26 protein-coding genes and 1 riboswitch are annotated in these 21,834 nt (G+C 57.7%); all 26 genes read left to right on the plus strand.

Going from position 1 to position 21,834, the window contains the following annotated elements; translation table 11 throughout:
• The coding region (gene prfA, locus PV407_RS18270) for a peptide chain release factor 1 (protein ID WP_332091385.1) at nucleotides 1-784 on the plus strand (784 nt) is incomplete at its 5' end.
• Between the two features lie 128 nt (nucleotides 785-912).
• On the plus strand, nucleotides 913-1,779 hold the full coding sequence (gene prmC / locus PV407_RS18275) for a peptide chain release factor N(5)-glutamine methyltransferase (protein ID WP_332091475.1): 867 nt from the start codon (nucleotides 913-915) through the stop codon (nucleotides 1,777-1,779).
• Between the two features lie 74 nt (nucleotides 1,780-1,853).
• Nucleotides 1,854-2,522: a stage II sporulation protein R gene (spoIIR, locus tag PV407_RS18280; protein WP_332091386.1), complete on the plus strand. Its 669-nt coding sequence runs from the start codon at nucleotides 1,854-1,856 to the stop codon at nucleotides 2,520-2,522.
• 181 nt (nucleotides 2,523-2,703) lie between these two features.
• Complete coding sequence (locus PV407_RS18285; RefSeq protein WP_442951679.1) at nucleotides 2,704-3,777, plus strand: L-threonylcarbamoyladenylate synthase; 1,074 nt, start codon at nucleotides 2,704-2,706, stop codon at nucleotides 3,775-3,777.
• A gap of 73 nt (nucleotides 3,778-3,850) precedes the next feature.
• The gene (locus PV407_RS18290) at nucleotides 3,851-4,411 is read left to right on the plus strand and encodes a manganese efflux pump MntP (protein ID WP_332091388.1); all 561 of its coding nucleotides are present in this window, start codon (nucleotides 3,851-3,853) and stop codon (nucleotides 4,409-4,411) included.
• A 101-nt stretch (nucleotides 4,412-4,512) separates the two neighbouring features.
• Nucleotides 4,513-5,103 (plus strand): low molecular weight protein arginine phosphatase, encoded by a 591-nt coding sequence (locus PV407_RS18295; protein WP_332091389.1) that lies wholly within the window; start codon nucleotides 4,513-4,515, stop codon nucleotides 5,101-5,103.
• 78 nt (nucleotides 5,104-5,181) lie between these two features.
• Nucleotides 5,182-5,262, plus strand: a riboswitch (ZMP/ZTP riboswitch).
• A 93-nt stretch (nucleotides 5,263-5,355) separates the two neighbouring features.
• Nucleotides 5,356-5,814, plus strand: coding sequence for a ribose 5-phosphate isomerase B (rpiB, locus tag PV407_RS18300; RefSeq protein WP_332091390.1), 459 nt, complete (start codon nucleotides 5,356-5,358; stop codon nucleotides 5,812-5,814).
• A 47-nt stretch (nucleotides 5,815-5,861) separates the two neighbouring features.
• The gene (locus PV407_RS18305) at nucleotides 5,862-6,545 is read left to right on the plus strand and encodes a TIGR01440 family protein (RefSeq protein WP_332091391.1); all 684 of its coding nucleotides are present in this window, start codon (nucleotides 5,862-5,864) and stop codon (nucleotides 6,543-6,545) included.
• A gap of 102 nt (nucleotides 6,546-6,647) precedes the next feature.
• Nucleotides 6,648-7,895, plus strand: coding sequence for a serine hydroxymethyltransferase (gene glyA, locus PV407_RS18310; RefSeq protein ID WP_332091392.1), 1,248 nt, complete (start codon nucleotides 6,648-6,650; stop codon nucleotides 7,893-7,895).
• Between the two features lie 200 nt (nucleotides 7,896-8,095).
• Nucleotides 8,096-8,725, plus strand: coding sequence for a uracil phosphoribosyltransferase (gene upp, locus PV407_RS18315; protein ID WP_332091393.1), 630 nt, complete (start codon nucleotides 8,096-8,098; stop codon nucleotides 8,723-8,725).
• Nucleotides 8,726-8,757: 32 nt separating this feature from the next.
• Nucleotides 8,758-9,900, plus strand: coding sequence for a non-hydrolyzing UDP-N-acetylglucosamine 2-epimerase (gene wecB, locus PV407_RS18320; RefSeq protein WP_332091394.1), 1,143 nt, complete (start codon nucleotides 8,758-8,760; stop codon nucleotides 9,898-9,900).
• A gap of 180 nt (nucleotides 9,901-10,080) precedes the next feature.
• The gene (locus tag PV407_RS18325; RefSeq protein WP_332091396.1) at nucleotides 10,081-10,311 is read left to right on the plus strand and encodes an AtpZ/AtpI family protein; all 231 of its coding nucleotides are present in this window, start codon (nucleotides 10,081-10,083) and stop codon (nucleotides 10,309-10,311) included.
• 35 nt (nucleotides 10,312-10,346) lie between these two features.
• Complete coding sequence (locus tag PV407_RS18330; RefSeq protein ID WP_332091398.1) at nucleotides 10,347-10,685, plus strand: ATP synthase subunit I; 339 nt, start codon at nucleotides 10,347-10,349, stop codon at nucleotides 10,683-10,685.
• Between the two features lie 35 nt (nucleotides 10,686-10,720).
• On the plus strand, nucleotides 10,721-11,455 hold the full coding sequence (atpB, locus tag PV407_RS18335; RefSeq protein WP_332091400.1) for a F0F1 ATP synthase subunit A: 735 nt from the start codon (nucleotides 10,721-10,723) through the stop codon (nucleotides 11,453-11,455).
• Between the two features lie 104 nt (nucleotides 11,456-11,559).
• Nucleotides 11,560-11,775, plus strand: a complete 216-nt coding sequence (gene atpE / locus PV407_RS18340; protein WP_139603779.1) for a F0F1 ATP synthase subunit C — start codon at nucleotides 11,560-11,562, stop codon at nucleotides 11,773-11,775.
• A 107-nt stretch (nucleotides 11,776-11,882) separates the two neighbouring features.
• Nucleotides 11,883-12,368, plus strand: a complete 486-nt coding sequence (gene atpF / locus PV407_RS18345) for a F0F1 ATP synthase subunit B (RefSeq protein WP_332091401.1) — start codon at nucleotides 11,883-11,885, stop codon at nucleotides 12,366-12,368.
• The gene (locus tag PV407_RS18350) at nucleotides 12,365-12,907 is read left to right on the plus strand and encodes a F0F1 ATP synthase subunit delta (RefSeq protein WP_332091402.1); all 543 of its coding nucleotides are present in this window, start codon (nucleotides 12,365-12,367) and stop codon (nucleotides 12,905-12,907) included. The genes atpF and PV407_RS18350 overlap by 4 nt, the downstream gene beginning before the upstream one ends.
• A gap of 24 nt (nucleotides 12,908-12,931) precedes the next feature.
• The gene (gene atpA / locus PV407_RS18355; RefSeq protein WP_332091403.1) at nucleotides 12,932-14,446 is read left to right on the plus strand and encodes a F0F1 ATP synthase subunit alpha; all 1,515 of its coding nucleotides are present in this window, start codon (nucleotides 12,932-12,934) and stop codon (nucleotides 14,444-14,446) included.
• A gap of 185 nt (nucleotides 14,447-14,631) precedes the next feature.
• A complete protein-coding gene (gene atpG / locus PV407_RS18360) occupies nucleotides 14,632-15,489 on the plus strand; it encodes an ATP synthase F1 subunit gamma (RefSeq protein ID WP_332091404.1) in 858 nt (285 codons plus the stop codon).
• Between the two features lie 130 nt (nucleotides 15,490-15,619).
• Nucleotides 15,620-17,029 carry a F0F1 ATP synthase subunit beta gene (atpD, locus tag PV407_RS18365; RefSeq protein ID WP_332091405.1) on the plus strand — a complete coding sequence of 470 codons (1,410 nt, stop codon included), beginning with the start codon at nucleotides 15,620-15,622 and terminating at the stop codon, nucleotides 17,027-17,029.
• 144 nt (nucleotides 17,030-17,173) lie between these two features.
• Complete coding sequence (locus PV407_RS18370; RefSeq protein ID WP_332091406.1) at nucleotides 17,174-17,575, plus strand: F0F1 ATP synthase subunit epsilon; 402 nt, start codon at nucleotides 17,174-17,176, stop codon at nucleotides 17,573-17,575.
• A 359-nt stretch (nucleotides 17,576-17,934) separates the two neighbouring features.
• Nucleotides 17,935-18,306 carry an NADH-quinone oxidoreductase subunit A gene (locus PV407_RS18375; RefSeq protein WP_332091407.1) on the plus strand — a complete coding sequence of 124 codons (372 nt, stop codon included), beginning with the start codon at nucleotides 17,935-17,937 and terminating at the stop codon, nucleotides 18,304-18,306.
• A complete protein-coding gene (locus tag PV407_RS18380) occupies nucleotides 18,291-18,809 on the plus strand; it encodes a NuoB/complex I 20 kDa subunit family protein (RefSeq protein ID WP_332091408.1) in 519 nt (172 codons plus the stop codon). The genes PV407_RS18375 and PV407_RS18380 overlap by 16 nt, the downstream gene beginning before the upstream one ends.
• Nucleotides 18,806-19,702, plus strand: coding sequence for an NADH-quinone oxidoreductase subunit C (locus PV407_RS18385; RefSeq protein ID WP_332091409.1), 897 nt, complete (start codon nucleotides 18,806-18,808; stop codon nucleotides 19,700-19,702). The genes PV407_RS18380 and PV407_RS18385 overlap by 4 nt, the downstream gene beginning before the upstream one ends.
• A gap of 3 nt (nucleotides 19,703-19,705) precedes the next feature.
• Nucleotides 19,706-20,806, plus strand: a complete 1,101-nt coding sequence (locus PV407_RS18390; RefSeq protein WP_332091410.1) for an NADH-quinone oxidoreductase subunit D — start codon at nucleotides 19,706-19,708, stop codon at nucleotides 20,804-20,806.
• Nucleotides 20,806-21,813, plus strand: coding sequence for an NADH-quinone oxidoreductase subunit NuoH (nuoH, locus tag PV407_RS18395; RefSeq protein WP_332091411.1), 1,008 nt, complete (start codon nucleotides 20,806-20,808; stop codon nucleotides 21,811-21,813). The genes PV407_RS18390 and nuoH overlap by 1 nt, the downstream gene beginning before the upstream one ends.
• Nucleotides 21,814-21,834 lie beyond the last annotated feature (21 nt).

Genomic DNA, 21,834 nt, shown 5'->3' on the forward strand with positions numbered 1-21,834 from the left:
CCAGGTGCTGCTGCTGCCGAAAGATCCGAACGACGACAAAAACGTCATCGTCGAAATCCGCGGCGCGGCCGGCGGCGAGGAGGCGGCTTTGTTCGCGGGAGACTTGTACCGGATGTACAGCCGGTACGCCGACGCCCAAGGCTGGCGGACGGAGGTGCTCGACACGAGCTACAGCGATCTCGGCGGCTTCAAGGAGATCGTCTTTATGATCAGCGGCAGCGGCGCTTACAGCAAGCTGAAGTACGAGAGCGGCGCGCACCGGGTGCAGCGCATCCCGACGACGGAGTCGGGCGGGCGCATCCATACGTCGACGTCGACGGTGGCGGTCATGCCGGAGGCGGAAGAGATCGAGGTGGAGATCAACGAAAACGATATCCGCATCGATACGTTTTGCTCCAGCGGACCGGGCGGCCAATCGGTCAATACGACGAAATCGGCGGTGCGCATCACCCATTTGCCGACGGGCATCGTCGTTTCGTGTCAGGACGGCAAATCGCAAAACTCGAACAAGGACAAAGCGATGCAGGTGCTGCGCGCGCGCATTTACGACAAGCTGAAGCAGGAAGAGGACGCGAAATACGCGGGCGAGCGGAAAAGCAAAGTCGGGACCGGCGACCGGAGCGAGCGGATCCGGACTTACAATTTTCCGCAAAGCCGCATTACCGACCACCGGATCGGGCTGACGCTGCACAAGCTCGACCAGGTGCTGAACGGCGATCTGGAAGAAATCATTTCCGCGCTGACGCTCGAGGCGCAATCCGAACTGCTGGAAAAAGGAGAGTAACCGGGGTGAACGACGGGAAGCACGGAGCCGGGGGCGGGACGCCCGGACGGGAAGACGGGAAGCTCGGCTCCGCCGCCTTCCCGGAACGCCGGCCGGTCATCGGCGCGGGCGCGGACCGGACCGCAGGGATGACGATTCGCGAAGCCTGTATGCAGGCTTCTTCTTTTTTGCGCGCCGCCGGGGTCGAAGACGACGCTTCGTCCGCCGAATGGCTGCTCGAGCATGTGCTCGGCTGTACCCGCAGCGAGCTGTTCATGCGTTGGGGCGAGCCGTTCCCCGGGGAGCTGCGCGACAGGTGGCGGGCAATGCTGGAACGGAGGGCGGCCGGCGAGCCGGTGCAGTACATTACCGGGGAGCAGCCGTTTTACGGCCTGACGTTCCGGGTGACGCCGGACGTGCTGATCCCCCGCCCGGAGACGGAGCTGCTCGTGGAGCGGATCGTCGAGCTCGGCAGCAAGCGGTGGCCGGGCGGCAGTCCGCTGGTGGCGGACATCGGCTGCGGGAGCGGGGCGATTTCGGTCGCGTTGGCCGCGGCGTGTTCCTCGTGGAACATAACGGCGACCGACATATCGCGGGACGCCCTGGACGTCGCCCGCGAAAACGCCGTTCGGAACGGCGTTGGCGAGCGGCTTAAGCTGTTTCACGGGGATTTGCTGGAGGTATACGTTCGGGAGCGGATGCCGATCGATATTTTGGTTTCCAATCCGCCCTATATCGAAACCGGCGACATTCCGGGGCTGCAGCCGGAGGTGCGGCTTCACGAGCCCGTGCTGGCGCTCGACGGGGGCCCGGACGGATTGCGGTTTTACCGGCGGATCGTGGAGCAGGTCGACCTGCTGCCCGCGCCCCCGGCGCTTGTCGGCTTCGAGGTCGGCCAAGGCCAGGCGGATTTCGTCGCGGAGCTGATCCGAGCCGCGGGGCATTGGGACGAAATCGGCATCGTTCCGGATTTGGCGGGCATAGCGCGCCACGTGATAGGTTTGCGGAAAAATTAATAGATTGATAGGTTTAACGCCCCTCCCGTCTGCCCATACTGGGTACCAGGAAGACGAAAGAGGGGTTTTCGACTATGGTCAGACGGTTACCGATACGGACTTATTGGCTTGTCGCCTTTGCCATTATCGTCATGATAACTTGCTGGGAATCGAACCGCACGCTCGCCGCCGTTCTCGATCCGGGCATCCCGGAGCAGTCGATACGGCTTCGCATATTGGCCAATTCGGACGCGCCGGAGGATCAATGGGTCAAACGGCAGCTGCGCGACGAAGTCATCCGGCAAATGAGCGAATGGGTTACCGAGCCGGACGGAATCGAAGCGGCCCGCGCGGCCGTAAACGATCATATGGCCGATCTCGAAAAGCTCGTAGGCGAAGTGCTCGCGCAGAACGGTTACGATTACGATTACAAGGTCGAGCTCGGACAAGTTCCGTTTCCGACGAAAATATACGGCACCAAAGTGTATCCGGCGGGCGATTACGAGGCGCTGCGCATTACGATCGGCAGCGGGCAAGGGCAAAATTGGTGGTGCGTTCTGTTTCCGCCGCTCTGCTTTGTGGACGGCAATGCGGGACTGGCCGTAGCGAAGAAGGGCGCCGAACCCGCCAAAGCTGCGGCCGCTGGCGCGGCCCCTGCGGATGCGCCGGTTGCGGCGGCGGACGGCCAGCAGGTGGAAATGAAATTTTTCTTGTGGGAACTGATCGTGAAAGTGGTCGAAACGATAAAAAGCTTGCTGCACTAATCCAATCTTACATGGACATTATGCGGGGATGCGCCGAGGCGCGTCCCTTTCGTATGGGCGGCCGCCGATTCGGTGCGGGGAAGAGGCGTGACAGCTTCAGGCTTCCCGAGCTATAATGGCAAACGAAACGCGACGAGACGGGAACGGTTCCCGGCAAATGTCGAATAGCAAAAAGCAAAGGATGAACGTTATGACGAAACGATGGTACGTGGATCCGGGACGCGCGGAGGCGGCGGAACGGGAGCTGGCGGAAGCCGGCGGGCTGCTGGCGCGGGGCGGGACCGTCGCCTTTCCGACGGAGACGGTGTACGGGCTCGGCGCCGATGCGGGCAATACGGCGGCGGTCGAGGCGATATTCGCCGCCAAAGGTCGCCCGTCCGACAATCCGCTGATCGTCCATATCGCCGATATCGCGCAGCTCGCCGACTTGGTTCATGAGCCGGACGCCGTATCGCGGCGGCTGATGGACGCTTTCTGGCCCGGGCCGCTCACGGTCGTGCTGCCGGTGCGGACCGGCTCCGTCTCCCCGCGCGTGACGGCGGGGCTGCCGACGGTCGCGGTGCGCATGCCCGATCACCCGGTCGCGCTCGCGCTTCTTCGCGCCGCGGGCTGCCCGGTCGCCGCGCCCAGCGCCAACCGGTCCGGCCGCCCGAGCCCGACGCTGGCCGAGCACGTGCTCGGCGACCTGGGCGGGCGCATCGACGGCATCGTCGATGGCGGACCGACAGGCGTCGGCGTGGAGTCGACGGTCGTCGCCGTCGAAGCCGGAGGGCGGCTGATCCGCGTGCTGCGGCCGGGCGGCGTGACGGTGGCGGACTTGCGCCGGGCGGCGCCGGACGTCGACGTGACGGCGGAGACGGCGGCGGAAGAAGCGGAGGCTCCGCGCTCGCCGGGGATGAAATATGCGCATTACGCGCCGCGCGGCCGGCTTGAGATCGTCCAGGGCGACGCGGAAAAACGCGCCGCATGGGTGCGCGCTTCGCTCGCCGAAGCGAAGCGGGCGGGAGAGCGAACGGGTGTTCTGACGGTGCGGGAACGAATCGGGCTGTTCGAGGCCGACCTCGTCGTCGGCTGCGGCAGCGCCGGCAATATGCGCGAGGCGGCCCGCGACCTTTATGCGGCGCTGCGCCGTTTCGACGAAGCGGGCATTACGCATATTTTGGCGGAAGGGTACGAATCGACGGAAGGGATCGGACTCGCCGTCATGAACAGGCTGAACAAAGCGGCGGGGCATCGGATCGTCCGAGTGCGCTGACGTTCGATTGTTGAATGTTTCCGGGATTGTCCGCATATGTTGGTTAAGAACAAGCGGACATGGGGGAGATCGAATGGCAGCAGCTTCGGCTGAGACGGGGCAACTGATTACGATTGTCGTCATGGCCATCGCGCTCGGGATGGATGCTTTTTCGCTCGGAATCGGCATCGGACTGAGAGGCATTCGGCTGCTCGATATACTCAAGATCAGTTTCGTCATCGGATTGTTTCATATCCTTATGCCGCTGATCGGCATGTTTATGGGCCATTACGTCGGTACGCTGCTCGGCAACGTAGCGACGATTACGGGCGGCGCGCTGCTCGTTCTGCTCGGCGCGCATATGATTTTCAGCTCCTTGAAAGGGCCGGAAATGCGGCCGTTCGACCATCGCACGCTTTGGGGGCTTTTGTTTTTCGCCCTTAGCGTCAGCGTCGATTCGATGTCGGTCGGCGTCTCGCTCGGCATGTTTTCGACCGATTTGGCGTTTACGGTCCTGATGTTCGGAGGGGCCGGCGGCCTCATGTCCGTGGGCGGCCTGCTGCTCGGCCGCAGAGCCGGATCGTGGGTCGGCGAATACGGCGAAGCGGTCGGGGGCGTCATTTTGCTTGCGTTCGGCATTCGCTTTTTGATATAAAACCGTCGTTGAGGTACAATAGAACCATAAAGGCGGACGGCGCTGCGACTGGCATGCCGGCCGGCAATCCGACTCACATTCTCGATTTACGGGAGGTTCGGATGTACGAACGCATTTTATTCGTATGTACGGGAAACACGTGCCGCAGTCCGATGGCGGAAGGCATATTTCGCCAACTGGCGGCGCAGGAAGGGTTGAACGCGACCGCCCGGTCGGCGGGCGTCTCCGCCTGGGACGGTTCGCCGATTTCGAAGCATTCGGCGGACATTTTGCAGGCGAAGGGCATTACCGACAAGCGGACGTCCAGCTCGGTCACGAAAGAGACGGTCGAGTGGGCCGACCTGATTTTGACGATGACGATGGGACATAAAGAACTGCTGATCCGGCGATTCCCGGACGCTATCGATACGATCTATACGCTTAAAGAGTTCGCCGAGGACGATCCGGCCATCGCCGATATGATCGCGCTGCGGCATAAGCTCCATTCGGAGCTGCAAATCAAGCGGGCGCTCGGCGAGCCGATCACCGAGGCGGAGCAGGAGCGGGCGCGGCAAGCGGACGCCGCTCTTCCGGGCTTCGACATCGCCGATCCGTTCGGAGGCGACCGCCGATCGTACGAAAAAAGCGCCGACGAGATCGAAACGTACGTGCGCAAGCTGATCCGCAAGCTTAGAACGCCGCCGGCCGAGTAGGCGGAGAATGCGCGGGCCCGGTTTGCGGGTATCGTCTTTACAGCGCAAATCGAATGCGTTATGATGAGATTATCAATAACGACTCGATGTAACTGGCGACAAGTGGGCGTAACCACAATGGAGCATCGAGGCATACGGCCGGTCGCCTGGGCAAAGAGCAGCAGCGTTTTTCGAATCGAAAGACGCGCGCCATGCTCTTTTTTCGTTTCAAGGCGGGTATACTAAGCTCATTCGGAAGCGGAGGGGAACTCTATGAAAATCGCCATCGGGGCGGACCATGCAGGCTTTCGGCTGAAGGACGACATCGCGGAGGCGCTGCGCGCCGCGGGACACGAGGTGGAGGATTTCGGCTGCAATTGCGCCGATTCCATCGATTACCCCGACTATGCGATTCCGGTATGCGAGAAGGTGGCGTCCGGCGAAGCGGATCGGGGCATTCTCATATGCGGCACCGGGATCGGCATGTCGATCGCCGCGAACAAAATACCGGGCATCCGCTGCGCGCTCGTGCACGACTTATTTTCGGCGAAGGCGACGCGCGAGCATAACGACACGAACGTGCTGGCCATGGGCGAACGCGTCATCGGCCCCGGGCTCGCGCTGGAAATCGCCAAAGTATGGATCGAGACGGAATTTTCGCAAGGGCCGCGGCACCAAAACCGGATCGACAAAATCAAGCGGCTGGAAGACAAATACGCCATTCATCCTTGATGAAGAGGTTGCGAACGTAACGGCGATCGCGAAAGGAGCGGTCCGGCATGGACAACGATACGTTAGGCCGCGGCGGCGGCGGCCGCGATACGGGCGGCCTCGAAGGCGGCAATGCCCTTAACGAAGCGTACGCCATACCCGAACCGGATACGCCCGACCTGGACCGGATCGGCGCCGACGTGCGGAAGGTGCTGCGCGAGCTGGTCGATATCGGCAAAGTGGCGCCCGGCCACATTATCGTCATCGGGACAAGCACCAGCGAGGTAATCGGCCGGCATATCGGCACGGCGGGAACGGAACAGGTGGCCGCGCGCATTTTTCAGGCGGTGAACGACGTTCGCGAACAGGTCGGATTTTTTCCGGCGTTTCAATGCTGCGAGCATTTAAATCGGGCGCTTGTCGTCGAACGGGAGCTGCTCGGCCGCTATCCGCTGTTGGAGGAAGTATCCGTCGTCCCGGTCCGCAAAGCGGGCGGTTCGATGGCCGCTTACGCCTACCGGCATTTGCCGGACGCTTGCGTCGTCGAATCGATCGCCGCCCACGCCGGACTCGATATCGGGGACACGCTGATCGGCATGCACTTGCGGCGGGTCGCCGTGCCGGCCAGGCCGTCGGTGCGAACGATCGGCCGGGCGCACGTCAATATGGCGTATACGCGCCCGAAGCTGATCGGCGGCGCCAGGGCCGTTTACGCGAAGGAAGCGGCCGAAGCGGAGGGCTCTTGCGATTGAACGGCAAAGCCGGGGCAAGGGGAACGTGTATTTGCCCCCTTCGGCGATGCGAGGGAAATGCAGTTTGCGAAATGATAAAACGAGCGGGAGGAACCGAATCTTATGGAACATTTGCGTAAATCCGATCCGAAATTGGTGGAGGCTCTCGGCTTGGAGCTGAACCGCCAACGCGACAAAATCGAGCTGATCGCGTCCGAAAACTTCGTCAGCCAAGCGGTGCTGGAAGCGATGGGCACCGTCCTAACGAATAAATACGCCGAAGGGTATCCGGGCAAACGGTATTACGGCGGCTGCGAATACGTCGACATCGTCGAGGATATCGCCCGCGACCGGGCGAAGCAGCTGTTCGGCGCCGAGCACGTGAACGTGCAGCCGCACTCCGGCGCGCAGGCGAACCTGGCGGTCTATCTCGCCGCTCTGAAGCCGGGCGATACGGTGCTCGGCATGAACCTGGCGCACGGCGGACATTTGACGCACGGCAGCCCGGTCAACGCTTCCGGCATTTTGTACAACTTCGTCGCTTACGGGGTCAGCGAAACCGATTCGCGCATCGATTACGACGAAGTGCGCAAAGCGGCGTTCAAGCATCGTCCGCGGATGATCGTGGCCGGAGCCAGCGCCTATCCGCGCTTGATCGACTTCGAAGCGCTTGCCGCGATCGCGAACGACGTAGGCGCCTTGTTCATGGTCGATATGGCGCATATCGCCGGATTGGTGGCGGCCGGACTGCATCCGAATCCGGTGCCTCACGCCCACTTCGTAACGACGACGACGCACAAGACGCTGCGCGGTCCGCGCGGCGGCATGATTTTGACCCGCAAATCTTGGGCGGCGGCGATCGACAAAGCGGTATTCCCGGGCACGCAAGGCGGTCCGCTCATGCATATTATCGCGGCCAAAGCGGTTTCGTTCGGAGAAGCGCTGCAGCCGGAATTCAAGACGTACGCGCAAAAAGTAGTAAATAATGCGAAGGCGCTCGCCGAAGGTTTGCTCGCCGAAGGGCTCGATCTTGTTTCCGGCGGCACGGATAACCATTTGATGCTGGTCGATCTGCGCAGCATCAACCTGACCGGCAAAGACGCCGAGCATTTGCTGGACGAGGTCGGCATCACGTGCAACAAGAACGCCATCCCGTTCGATCCGAACAAGCCGATGCTTACGAGCGGCATCCGTCTGGGAACGCCTGCGGCGACGTCCCGCGGCATGGACGAGGCGGCGATGAAGACGATCGCCAAAATTATCGCGCTCACGCTCAAAAATCCGACCAGCGAGTCGGCTCACAACGAAGCGCGCGACCTGGTGAAGCAGCTGACCGCGCAATTCCCGCTTTATCCGGGGCTCGTTTATTGATTCGATCCGCGCGCTCGGAGCCGGTTGTCCTCCCTTCGGAGGGCGGCCGGCTTTTTGCTTTTTTTTGCTTGAAAAACATTCGTGCAACGCGATTCGGACAATGATATAATAGACGGGGTTCGCCTTCCGAAGGCGTTATCCGCATGCAAGGAGCTTTCGCCGGTACGTAACCCGGCGGACGTTACCTGGGAGGAACGTGTATGAGCAAGGTTTTCGTGTGCGATCATCCGCTGATCCAACACAAGCTGACTTACATTCGGGATAAAAACACGACGACGAAAGACTTTCGGGAACTGGTCGACGAAGTGGCCACGTTGATGGCATACGAAATTACGCGCGATATTCCGCTGGAAAGCGTCGAAGTCGAGACGCCCGTCCAGCGGGCGGAAAGCAAAATCATTTCCGGGCGCATGCTCGGCCTCATTCCGATTTTGCGCGCCGGACTCGGCATGGTGGACGGCATCCTGAAGCTGCTGCCCGCCGCGAAAGTCGGACATGTCGGGCTGTACCGGGATCCGGAAACGCTGCAGCCGGTCGAATATTACGTGAAGCTGCCGACCGACGTACAGGAACGCGAGCTGATCGTCATCGATCCGATGCTCGCTACCGGCGGATCGGCCAACGCCGCGATCGATGTGCTCAAGAAGCGGGATTGCACGCAAATCAAGCTGATGTGCCTGATCGCCGCGCCCGAAGGGGTGCGCGCCGTGCAGGAGGCGCATCCGGACGTCGATATTTACGTGGCGGCGATCGACGAATATTTGAACGATCACGGCTATATCGTCCCCGGGCTGGGCGACGCGGGCGACCGGCTGTTCGGCACGAAATGACGAAGATCAACGTTCGAGAAGGAGACTGACCGATGAGTCGTATTCGGGTAATGACCATTTTCGGCACGAGACCGGAAGCGATCAAGATGGCGCCGCTCGTACTGGAGCTGAACAAGCGCGGGGAGCAGATCGAATCGCTCGTATGCGTGACCGCGCAGCATCGGGAAATGCTCGATTCGGTGCTGCACATTTTCGGGATCAAGCCCGACTATGATCTGAACGTCATGAAGCAAAGGCAGACGCTGAACGAAATTTCGATTCGCGTGCTGCAAGGACTCGAGCCGGTTCTGAAGGAAGCGAAGCCGGATATCGTGCTCGTTCACGGGGATACGATCACGACGTTCCTGGCCAGCTTCGCGGCGTTCATGCAAAAAATCGCCGTCGGCCACGTCGAAGCGGGGCTGCGCACGTGGAACAAACTGTCGCCGTATCCGGAGGAGATGAACCGGCAGCTGACCGGCGTGCTGGCCGACATGCATTTCGCTCCGACCGATTGGTCGGCGGGCAATTTGCGTCGGGAAAACAAGCCGGACGACTCCATCTATGTAACCGGCAATACGATTACCGACGTCATGCAGCATCTCGTCAAGGACGACTACACCCATCCGATGCTGGACTGGGCGAAGGGCCGCCGTCTCGTGCTGATGACGGCGCACCGTTCCGAATCGATCGGGGAGCCGCACCGCCGCATCTTCCGGGCCGTCAAGCGAATCGCCGACGAGTTCGACGATATCGCCGTCGTGTACCCGGTCCATTTGAATCCGGCCGTACAGGAGCCCGCGCGCGAAATATTGGGCGGGCACGAACGGATCCGCCTGATCGATCCGCTGGACGTGACCGATCTGTACAACTTTTACCCGCATACGCACTTGATTTTGACCGATTCCGGAGGCATTCAGGAGGAAGCGCCTTCGTTCGGCGTGCCGGCGCTCGTGCTGCGCGATACGACCGAGCGGCCGGAAGGCGTCGAGTCGGGCGTGCTCGAGCTGGTCGGCACCGACGAACAGCTGATCTACGAGCGTGCCCGAACGCTGCTGACGGACAAGGCCGCTTACGAGAAGATGAGCAAGGCGGCCAATCCGTACGGCGACGGCCGTTCGTCGGAGCGGATCGTCGACGCCATTTTGCACCGCTTCGGCCTTCTCGACAACCCGCCGGAGCCGTTTCGCGCCTAATGTCGAAACCGGTTTGCAAAACCAGACAGCGTCACTGTACGGTGTCTGGTTTGAAAAAACCGGGAGCCCTTGAAGCACAAGGCCTCTCGCGATTGTGTTCACACAATGTTTGATATTATATGAATTGACAAACAAGACGCTGCTTCGTTACAATTATTGAGGATTAACAGGAGATCATGTATGCAGAAACGCAATTCCGAGAATAATCCTTGGAGAGCGGCAGGCTTGGCCGGCGCCGCAGCGGTTGACTTGGCCGTCTGTATCATGCTTGGTTATTTCGGCGGCAAATGGGTTAGCGCCCGGATGGACAACCAGTCGATCTACATCGCGATCGGGGCTCTCGCCGGATTGTTTGTCGGGATTTTCAGCGTGGTCATGTTGATTCGATATTATGTAAAGGATTCCAAATGAACGATCTCTCAAGCATTCTGAGAACGATAACGAAAATGTCCGTAGTTTTGTTTGCGGTCGGATTGGTGCTGCTCGGGATTTGGCCGTCGTACCGTTCCTATACGGCCGGCCTGCTGCTTGGCATGCTGGTCAGCTATGTGAATGTGTCGTACTTGGGCTTAAAAACTCGGCAAATGTCCGATCTTGTCGTACAGGGTGTGAGAAAGCGATTTAACCCCGGTTTTCTGACCAGGGCATCGCTGGCCGTATTGGCGGTCATGTTCGCGTTCAAATCCGACCAAGTCGAACTGGTTACCACGATTATCGGCTTGTTTTACGGACACGCGGCTTTGTTCGCCGCGGCGGCGGCGGGTTTTTTCAAGAAGTCTTCCTAGCTGGAAAAACTACCGGAAAGGGGTGAAAACATTCGATGCATGATTTTCCCGTGTTAGAGATTGGACCGCTGAATATCGACATATCGACATTTCTGGCGATTATCGTGACGTTTGTGATCGTCTTCGTAATGGCGCGTTTGGCCGTCCGGAACTTGTCGGTTGACAACCCTTCCAAGATGCAAAACTTTATGGAATGGGTCATCGAGTTCGTACACAATTTGACAGCGAGCGCTATGCCGCTCAGCAAGGCGAAAAGGTACGTTTCGCTAGGCATGACGATTATCATGTTCATTTTCGTCGCCAACCTTCTCGGCTTGCCGTTCGGGATCGTTACCCATCACGAGCACGGTTTGTCCTTGTTCGGGTACAAGATCGAAGGACACGAATTCGCTTGGTGGAAATCGCCGACGGCGGATTTGTCCGTAACTAGCGGTCTCGCTGTCATTGTTTTCGTTTTGGTGCATTACCTCGGCTTGACGCAAAATACGAAACACTACTTGAAGCATTATTTCGAGCCGTTCTGGTTTTTCTTGCCGCTGAACATCATCAAGGAATTATCGAAGCCTCTTACGCTCGCTCTTCGTCTTTTCGCGAATATTTTTGCGGGCGAGGTGCTGATCGCCACGATTTTGATGGCCGGCGTTTGGGGGACTCCACTGCTTCTCGCATGGCAAGGTTTCAGTATTTTCGTCGGGGCGATCCAAGCGTTCCTGTTTACGATTCTTACGATGGTGTATATTTCCCAGGCAACGGTGCACGAGGAGCATTAATGCTCGAAACCTAGTATTCGGCCCCTGTTCTCAATAAGGGTTAGGATATATGAAACAAGAACAGACAAACTATATTCAGGACCAATTTTAAGGAGGATTTTACAATGACTTTTTTGGCAGCAGCATTGGCAATCGGTTTGGGCGCATTGGGCGCCGGTATCGGTAACGGTTTGATCGTCAGCAAGACGGTTGAAGGGATCGCTCGTCAGCCGGAGCTCAGAGGTACGCTGCAAACGACGATGTTTATCGGCGTAGGTATCGTAGAGGTTGTGCCGATCATCGGCGTCGTATTGGGCTTCTTGCTTTATTTTGGCGCGTAAGGAATACATTGGGTTAGGCGGGGAAGGCCCTATGCCGTCCGCGCCTTCGTTTTGTCAAGCGTCTACACGATTACGCAAGGCAGTTTTTAGAAGGGAGTGACTTGTTTATGGAATGGCATTGGGAGTCATTCGTGTTTGCGATTGTCGCATTCCTTGTCCTGTATCTCCTGCTGAACAAATATGCGTTCGGACCGCTTTTCGGCATTATGGAGAAGCGCAGGGAGCAGGTTCTGGATCAGATGAAGTCGGCGGAGCAAAGCCGTGCGGAGGCGGCTCGTCTTCTGGAGGAACAGAAGAAGGCGATTCAGGACGCCCGCAAGGAAGCTTACGATATGATCGAGCAAGCTAAAGTAACAAGCGCCAGACAAGCGGAAGAAATCGTACGCCAGGCGAAGGAAGAATCGAACCGCCTGAAAGACGAGGCGCTCAAAGATATCGAGAGCGAGAAAAACAAAGCGATCGCCGCTCTGCGCAGCCAAGTCAGCGCCATGTCGGTCATGATCGCCTCCAAAATTATCGAAAAGCAGCTGGATGAGAAGTCTCAGGAAGAGCTGATCAACCATTACCTGAATGAGGTAGGGGGCAAAGCATGAGCAAGGAGACGATCTTAGCGAAGCGGTACGCCAGAGCGCTGTTCGAGGTTGCCCGGGAACGCGGCAAAGTTGCCGAAGTGGAGCAAGAACTCGGGGCGATCGCCGCGGCTCTGAACGCGAATCCGGATTACGTCAAGCTGCTCGAGCACCCGAACATAAGCGCTTCGAAAAAATCGGCCATGCTGCAACAGGCGTTTGGAGCGAACGTATCCGAAGAGGTATTGAACACGCTTCAACTGCTCGTTAAGCGAGGCAGAGAGTCGATTCTGCGCGAGCTCGTTACGGGGTATTCACAAATCGCGAATGACGCGTTGGGGCAAGCCCAAGCGAAAGTATATACGCCGCTTCCGCTTTCGGATGCGGAGTCTACCCGAATTGCGGTCGCTTTCGGCCAAGTTACCGGCAAACGGATCCGCGTCGAGAACATCGTCGACCGGAGTTTGCTCGGCGGGCTGCAAGTGCGGATCGGCGACCGGTTGTATGACGGCAGCTTGTCCGGCAAGCTGAAAAGAATCGAAAAATCGTTGAATCAAGCATAAAGCCAATGTTAGGGGTGAGCTTCGTTGAGTATCAAACCTGAAGAAATCAGCACGCTGCTGAAGCAGCAAATCGAACAGTTCAAATCGGATATCGAAGTATACGATGTCGGTACGGTTATTTACATCGGTGACGGTATCGCCCGTGCGCATGGGCTGCAAAACGTCATGGCGGGCGAGCTTCTCGAGTTTTCCAACGGTGTAATGGGCATGGCGCTCAACCTGGAGGAAGACAATGTAGGTATCGTTATTATGGGACCGTATACCGAAATTCGCGAAGGCGACCAAGTGAAACGGACCGGCAAAATCATGCAAGTGCCGGTAGGCGAAGCGCTTCTCGGCCGCGTCGTCAACCCGCTCGGTCAACCGGTAGACGGCAAAGGGCCGATCGAGACGACGGAATTCCGTCCGGTCGAATCGCCGGCTCCGGGCGTCATCGACCGGAAGTCGGTTCACGAGCCGATGCAAACCGGCATCAAAGCGATCGACGCGATGGTTCCGATCGGCCGCGGACAGCGCGAGCTGATTATCGGCGACCGTCAAACGGGTAAAACCTCGATCGCGATCGATACGATCATCAACCAAAAAGGCAACGGCGTACTTTGTATTTACGTTGCTATCGGACAAAAACAATCGACCGTTGCGAACGTTGTGGAAACGCTCCGCCGCAATGGCGCCCTCGATTATACGATCGTCGTCACCGCCGGCGCATCCGAGCCTTCCCCGCTCTTGTTCCTGGCTCCGTACGCAGGCGTTGCGATGGGCGAATACTTTATGTTCAAAGGCAAGCACGCGCTCATCGTTTACGACGACTTGTCGAAACAGGCTGCCGCTTACCGCGAGCTTTCGCTGCTCCTTCGTCGTCCGCCGGGCCGCGAGGCGTATCCGGGCGACGTATTCTATCTGCACTCCCGTTTGCTGGAACGCGCGGCCAAGCTGAGCGACGCTTTGGGCGGCGGCTCTTTGACGGCATTGCCGTTTATCGAAACGCAAGCGAGCGACGTTTCCGCGTACATTCCGACGAACGTCATCTCGATTACGGACGGACAAATTTTCCTCGAGTCCGACTTGTTCAACGCAGGCCAACGTCCTGCCATCAACGTCGGTATCTCGGTTTCCCGCGTAGGCGGTTCCGCGCAGATCAAGGCGATGAAAAAAGTCGCTTCTTCCTTGAAGCTGGACTTGGCCCAATACCGGGAGCTCGCCGCGTTCGCGCAGTTCGGTTCCGACCTCGACAAAAGCACGCTCGCCCGTTTGAACCGCGGTCAGCGCACGCTGGAAATTTTGAAGCAAAGCAACAACCAACCGCTGCCGGTCGAAAAGCAAGTCGTTTCGATCTATACGGCGGTTAAAGGGTTCCTCGACGATATTCCGGTTCAAGACGTGCTTCGTTTCGACAGCGAGTTTTTGGCTTATGTCGACGCGAACTACAGCCAAGTATACGCCAGCATTCGCGAAACGAAGGACTTGACCGCCGACAACGAGAAAACGCTCGTCGAAGCGATCGAGAAATTCAAAAAAGGGTTTGCCGTATCGGCGTAAATTCAGACGATCAATCGCTTGGACGACCCGCAGGGCCGCTCCAAGCGGCTTTATAAAAAGGACCGTCGGCTTTTGCCCGGCAAAAGCTCGGGGTAGGCTTACGAAGTTCCCTTTCCCTCCGGGAAAGTTCAGGTTGTGCTTACGAAGTTAGCTTTCCCTCTGGAAAGCTCTAAGGTGGTGAAAGCATGGCAAAAGGAATGCGCGAGATCAAGCGGCAAATCAAAAGCACGCAAAACATGAAGCAAATCACCAAGGCAATGGAAATGGTCGCGGCTTCCAAGCTTAGAAGAGCCCAGGAAGCGGCACAAGCCGCACGTCCGTATTCCGAGAAAATCCAAGAGGTCGTATCCAGCATCGCCGCCGGTACGAAAGGGATCAAAAACCCGATCCTGCTGGCTCGCGACATCAAGAAAACCGGCTACTTGGTTATTACGACGGACCGCGGATTGGCCGGCGGCTTCAACGCCAACCTCCTTCGGACGATGATTCAAACGATTCGGTCGAAGCATAAATCGCAGGACGAGTACACGATCTTCGTAGTCGGCCGCAAAGGGCGCGATTTTCTGAAAAAGCGCCATTTCCCGGTAATGGGCGAAGTGACCGGACTTTCCGATTCCCCGACGTTTGCGGACATCAAAGTTTTGGCTTCCCAAGCGGTGCAAAACTATGTGGACGGCAACTATGACGAGCTGTACCTGGTGTACAACAAGTTCAACAACGCGATCTCCCAAGAACCGGTCATGAACCGCATACTGCCGTTGGACGTTACGGGCGGCAAAGCGGTCGCCAACTACGAATACGAGCCGTCTGCGGAAGAAGTCCTTGACGTGCTTCTTCCGAAATACGCCGAAACGCTGATTTACAGCGCTTTGCTCGAATCGAAGGCGGGCGAGTTCGGAGCTCGGATGAACGCGATGGGCAATGCGACGCGCAACGCTACCGAATTTATCAATCGTTTGACGATTGTATACAACCGGGCGCGCCAGGCATCCATTACCCAGGAAATAACCGAGATCGTCGCGGGCGCGAACGCGCAAAGCTGATATCGCTCCGCCATCGGTGCTCCGCACCGGTCAGGCAAGCTGTATAAACGGATTACGGATATAGATGATATTGGCAAGATTGCTTACGAAGTGAGTTTTCCGCACGGAAAACTCTTTAGGAGGGAAATGAATGAACACAGGACGCGTATTGCAGGTAATGGGACCTGTCGTCGACATCGAGTTCGAAAAAGGGAACCTTCCTGAAATTTTGAATGCCGTCAAAATTCAAAACAAACCGCAAAATGCGAACGAGCCCGAGATCAACCTGACGGTTGAGGTTGCCGTTCACTTGGGCGATAAAGTTGCACGCTGCGTCGCGATGTCTTCCACGGACGGTCTCGTCCGGGGCATGGAAGCGGTCGATACCGGTTCCCCGATCAGCGTACCGGTAGGCAGCGCAACGCTCGGTCGCGTATTTAACGTGCTCGGCGATGCGATCGACAATGCCGGCGAAGTAAACGCCGAGCAAAAAGACCCGATCCATCGGCAAGCTCCGGCGTTCGAAGAGCTGTCCGTGCAAGCGGAAGTTCTCGAAACGGGCATTAAAGTCGTCGACCTGCTCGCTCCGTACGCCAAGGGCGGCAAAATCGGTCTGTTCGGCGGCGCGGGCGTAGGCAAGACGGTCTTGATTCAAGAGCTGATCAACAACATCGCGCAGGAACACGGCGGTATTTCCGTCTTCGCCGGCGTCGGCGAAAGAACGCGCGAAGGCAACGACTTGTACCACGAAATGAAAGACTCCGGCGTTATTTCCAAAACGGCGATGGTATTCGGACAAATGAACGAACCGCCTGGCGCTCGTTTGCGCGTTGCGCTCACCGGTTTGACGATGGCCGAATATTTCCGCGACAACGAAGGCAAGGACGTTCTTCTGTTCGTCGACAACATTTTCCGCTTTACCCAAGCGGGTTCCGAAGTTTCGGCTCTTCTCGGCCGGATGCCTTCCGCGGTCGGTTACCAACCGACGCTCGCCACGGAAATGGGCCAGCTGCAGGAACGGATTACGTCGACGAAAAAAGGTTCCGTTACGTCGATCCAAGCGATCTACGTTCCCGCGGACGACTACACCGACCCGGCTCCTGCCACGACGTTCGCCCACTTGGACGCAACGACGAACTTGGAGCGTAAAATTTCCGAAAAAGGGATCTACCCTGCGGTTGACCCGCTTGCTTCCAGCTCGCGGATTTTGCAGCCGGATATTGTAGGCGAAGAGCATTACAATGTCGCTCAAGGCGTTAAGAAAATTTTGCAGCGCTACAAAGAGCTTCAAGATATTATCGCGATCCTCGGGATGGACGAACTGTCCGATGACGATAAAGTGATCGTCATGCGCGCGCGCAAAATCGAACGTTTCCTGTCCCAAGCGTTCCACGTGGCCGAGCAGTTCAACGGCTTCCCTGGACAATACGTGCCGGTTAAAGATACGGTCCGCAGCTTTAAAGAAATTTTGGAAGGCAAGCACGACGACCTTCCGGAAGCCGCGTTCCTGTTCGTCGGCACCATCGAGGAAGCGGTCGAAAAAGCGAAATCGATGCAATAAGCCGGATGACCGTGCTAGGCTGACGCCTGCGGCGTTACGTGCGGTCTCCGCCGCATGAACGAACGCGATTTTCGCAAAGCGGCGGGCGTCGGCAGCGGCACACGATGAAGCTTTCGGGATCGAAAGCTCTCAGGAGGAATTTGCGTGAGTACTTTTCTATTGGAAGTCGTTACTCCCGAGCGGAAAGTCTACGCTCAGGATGTAAATATGATCGTCGTAAAAGGCGTAGCCGGCGAGCTCGGGATTCTTCCGAATCACATTCCGCTCGTCACTCCGCTTAAAATCGCGCCGGTTACGATCAAAAAAGGCAATGCAACGGAGTACATCGCCGTTAACGGCGGTTTCATGGAAGTGCGCAAAGACAAAGTCGTCATTCTCGCCGAATCCGCCGAATTCCCGGGCGACATCGATGTCGAACGGGCGCGCGCGGCAAAGGAACGCGCCGAGAAGCGGCTGAGCGCAAAGCGGGACGAGGTCGATTTCCGTCGGGCCGAGCTCGCGCTGCAGCGCGCCATGAACCGGATCGAAACCGCATCGAAAAAATAACTTGAGCAAGCAGAGGAACCGTTTCCTTTGCTTTTTTGTTTATTTCGGAGCCGAACGAAAAATCGATTAAAGTCCATTTTATCTCATGGACGATTGCCGCGGCATTTGTTACCATTTACATGGCTCTCGAATCGCCCGTGGATAGACGCAAAAAGACGGAACGCACCGGCAAATTCAAGTTCGACGATGCTTCGATTAACGATCGGGTATTTTTGCCTGCCAACAAAAACTTCCGTTAAACTTTGAATAGACTACAATAATATAATTGTTTTTGTTATAATGATGTGGGCAATATCAGGTAAATTTCCAGTTCCATTAGGAAAAATCATAATTCCATGGTGAAGGCGGGAGGCGATGGAATGGCGCTGTACAGCAACAATTACGTATTCGTAGCCATTTTTATTGCACTGGGGATCTTGTTGCCCATAGTGGCGTTGACGCTCGGGAAATGGCTGCGTCCGAGCAAACCGACGGAAGAGAAGCAAACGACTTATGAAAGCGGTAACGAAGCGGTCGGAGAAAGCCATGTCCGGTTCAATATCCGCTACTATTTGTTTGCTTTGATGTTCGTCATTTTCGACGTGGAAACCGTTTTCCTTTATCCTTGGGCGGTCGCGTACGATTTTCTGGGACTGTTCGCGCTCGTCGAGATGCTGATTTTCGTCGCTCTGCTCGTCGTCGGACTACTTTACGCCTGGAAGAAGAAGGTGCTGCAATGGAGCTCAATTTAGAAACGATCTCGCCGGAACAGCGGCAGGAACTGGAGCGCAACGTTTTCACGACGTCGCTGGATCAGATCAAGGCGTGGGCGCGCAGCAGCTCGCTGTGGCCGCTGACATTCGGCCTCGCTTGCTGCGCCATCGAGATGATGGGGACAGGCGGAGCGCATTACGACTTCGACCGGTTCGGCGTCATTTTCCGCACGTCGCCGAGACAGTCCGACGTCATGATCGTAGCCGGCACCGTAACGAAAAAAATGGCGCCGCTGCTGCGCCGTTTGTACGAGCAAATGCCGGAGCCGAAATGGGTGGTCGCCATGGGTTCGTGCGCCACGGCCGGAGGGCCGTATATCAAATCGTATGCGGTCGTCAAAGGCGTCGACCAGATCGTGCCTGTCGATATTTATATACCCGGATGTCCGCCCAATCCGGCTGCGCTAATATACGGAATTAACAAGCTGCAAGAAAAAATTCGCTACGAGGCCAAGACCGGGAAGAGGGTGACCAACTCTTGAGCGAAGACAATCGCGATCCGAAACAAGAAAGCGTAACCACTCCCACTTCTGGCGTGTTAAAGAAGGAGAACTTATCGGGTAGCGAAACGCCTGCAAGCGGCAATCCGGAGCCGTCTGCGAGCCCGTCTGCGCCCGCGACGGAAAAGGCTGCAGCGCCATCCCCGGAAGGGACCGCAGCGGGTGCCGTCGACACGGAAAGGGAAGCGAAAATAAAGGCTGCGGCCGAAGCGAGAGCGGCCCGGGCGGCGGCACGCGCAGCCGAATCCCCGGACGGAGCAGCCCCGGGCACGACCGATGCGGACAAGGAAGCGAAGGCAAAAGCGGCGGCGGAGGCGAGAGCGGCTCGGGCGGCCGCGCGAGCGCAAAAAAGCGAGGAAGGGGAAGGCGGCGCCGAAGCCGCGCCGAAGGAACCGTCCCCGAATCAGCCTAAGCTGGACCGGATCGTCCAGCTGATTAAAGATAACGTGTCCGCCGACGCCGTGGAGGATGCGGTCATTAACGAGAGAGACCGGCACTTGCCTACGCTGACGATAAAAAACGAACGGTGGCTGGAAGTAGCCCGTTTCGTCAAAACGAACGAAGAGCTCGACTTGAATTACTTGAGCAACTTGAGCGGCGTCGATTACGAAACGTACATGGAAACCGACTACTATATCGGCTCGCTGAACAAGAAGCACTATTACTGCTTCAAAGTAAAGACGAACCGGGAGGCGCCGCAGGTTCCGTCGGTAACTCCCGTATGGGCGACGGCGAATTGGAACGAGCGGGAAGTGTACGACCTGCTCGGCATCGATTTCCCGGGCCATCCGGATTTACGGCGCATCATGATGCCGGACGACTGGGTCGGTCATCCGCTTCGCAAAGATTACGAACCGATTGATCCGGAGGTGTAACCTTTGATTCGGACCGAAGAACTGCTGCTCAACGTCGGACCGCAGCATCCGAGCACGCATGGCGTATTTCGCGTCATCGTCAAGCTCGACGGCGAAGTCATCACCGAAGCCCGGCCCGTCATCGGCTATTTGCACCGGGGGACGGAGAAGCTGGCGGAAGATTTGAGCTATATGCAAATCATTCCTTATACCGACCGGATGGACTACGTTTCCGCGATGACGAACAATTACGTGCTGTGCCACGCCGTCGAGACGATGCTGCAGCTGGAAATACCGGAGCGCGCCCAATATTTGCGGGTGATCGCCATGGAGCTGCAGCGGGTTGCCAGCCATCTTGTCTGGTGGGGAACGTATTTGCTCGACATCGGGGCGCTCAGTCCATTTTTGTTCGCGTTCAAAGACCGTGAAATCATAATCAATCTGTTTAACGAATTGTGCGGGGCGCGGCTGACATACAATTATATGCGGGTCGGCGGAGTGAAATGGGACGCGCCGGAGGGCTGGATCCAGAAGGTCCGCGATTTCGTGCCGCATATGCGCGAGCAGTTGAAGGTGTACGACGATCTCGTCAGCGGCAACGAAATCTTTCTCGCCCGCATCAAAGGAATCGGCAAATATACGGCCGAGGAAGCGATCAATTACGGCTTGAGCGGCGCCAATTTGCGCTGTACGGGCGTCAAATGGGATTTGCGCAAAGATCAGCCGTACGGCATCTACGACCGGTTCGACTTCGACGTGCCGGTCGGACAAAACGGCGATTGCTACGACCGGTATTTGGTACGGCTCGAGGAGCTGCGCCAATCGCTGCGCATTATCGAACAGGCGGTCGAGCAGTTTCCCGAGGGCGGCGACATTATGGGCAAAGTGCCTCGCGTCGTGCGGCCGCCGGAAGGGGAAGTATACGTGCGCATCGAATCGCCGCGCGGAGAAATCGGCTGCCATATCGTATCGAAAGGCAAAGATAAACCGTATCGGCTCAAATTCCGCCGCCCGTCGTTCGTCAATCTGCAAATATTGCCCAAGCTGCTCGTCGGGCAGCCGATGGCCAACATGATTACGATACTCGGGGGCATCGACATCGTGCTCGGGGAGGTGGACTGCTGATGCTCGATTTATTGTCCAAACAGCTCACATGGGCGAATTTCGGCATCATGTTCGCCGTGGCGGTGTTGTTCCTGCTGCTGATCCTCGGCTATGTGACGTATGCGATCTATTTCGAGCGCAAAGTGCTCGGCTGGATGCAGTTCCGTCACGGCCCGACGCGCACCGGTCCGCTCGGATTGCTGCAAACGGTGGCCGACGTTTTGAAGCTGCTCATCAAGGAAGATACGATACCGAAAAAAGCGGACCGCGAACTGTTCATTTTGGCTCCGGCCATTACGTTCGTGCCGGCGTTCGCGGTGCTGGCCACGTTTCCGTTTACGAAAACGTGGCAGTTCGCCGATTTGAACGTCGGGCTGCTCTACTACGCCGCCTTGTCGAGCATCTCCACCATCGGCATCGTGCTGGGCGGGTGGGCATCGAACAACAAATATTCGCTGCTCGGCGGGATGCGGTCCGCGGCCCAAATGATCAGCTACGAAATTCCGCTTGTCATGTCGATGGTAGGCGTTATTTTGCTCTCCGGGAGCCTCAATTTGCGCAAAATCGTGGAGGCTCAAGGGAACTGGTTTTGGGAATGGAACTTCGTTCCGCAAATTATCGGGTTCGTCGTGTTCGTCATCGCCGCCGTATCCGAGCTGAACCGGACGCCGTTCGACCTTCCCGAGGCGGAATCGGAGCTCGTAGCCGGCTATCACGTCGAATACAGCGGATTCCGGTTCGCCTTCTTCATGCTGGCGGAATACGTGTACACGTTCGCGATCGCGGCGTTGACGACGGTGCTCTTTCTGGGCGGCTGGCATGCACCGTTTCCGTTCCTGGATTTCATACCGGGCATCCTTTGGTTTTTGATCAAAATGTCGATTTGTGTCTTCTTCATGTTTTGGCTGCGGGCGACTTTGCCGCGCGTACGCGTCGATCAGCTGATGGGCATCGGCTGGAAAGTGCTGCTGCCGCTTGCGCTCGTCAACATTTTCCTGACGGCGATCGTGAAGGAGCTTTTACGCTGAATACCGGCGGGAATGGAGGGA

The organism is Paenibacillus sp. GYB003 (assembly GCF_036577625.1).
Taxonomy (GTDB): Bacteria; Bacillota; Bacilli; order Paenibacillales; family NBRC-103111; genus Paenibacillus_AB.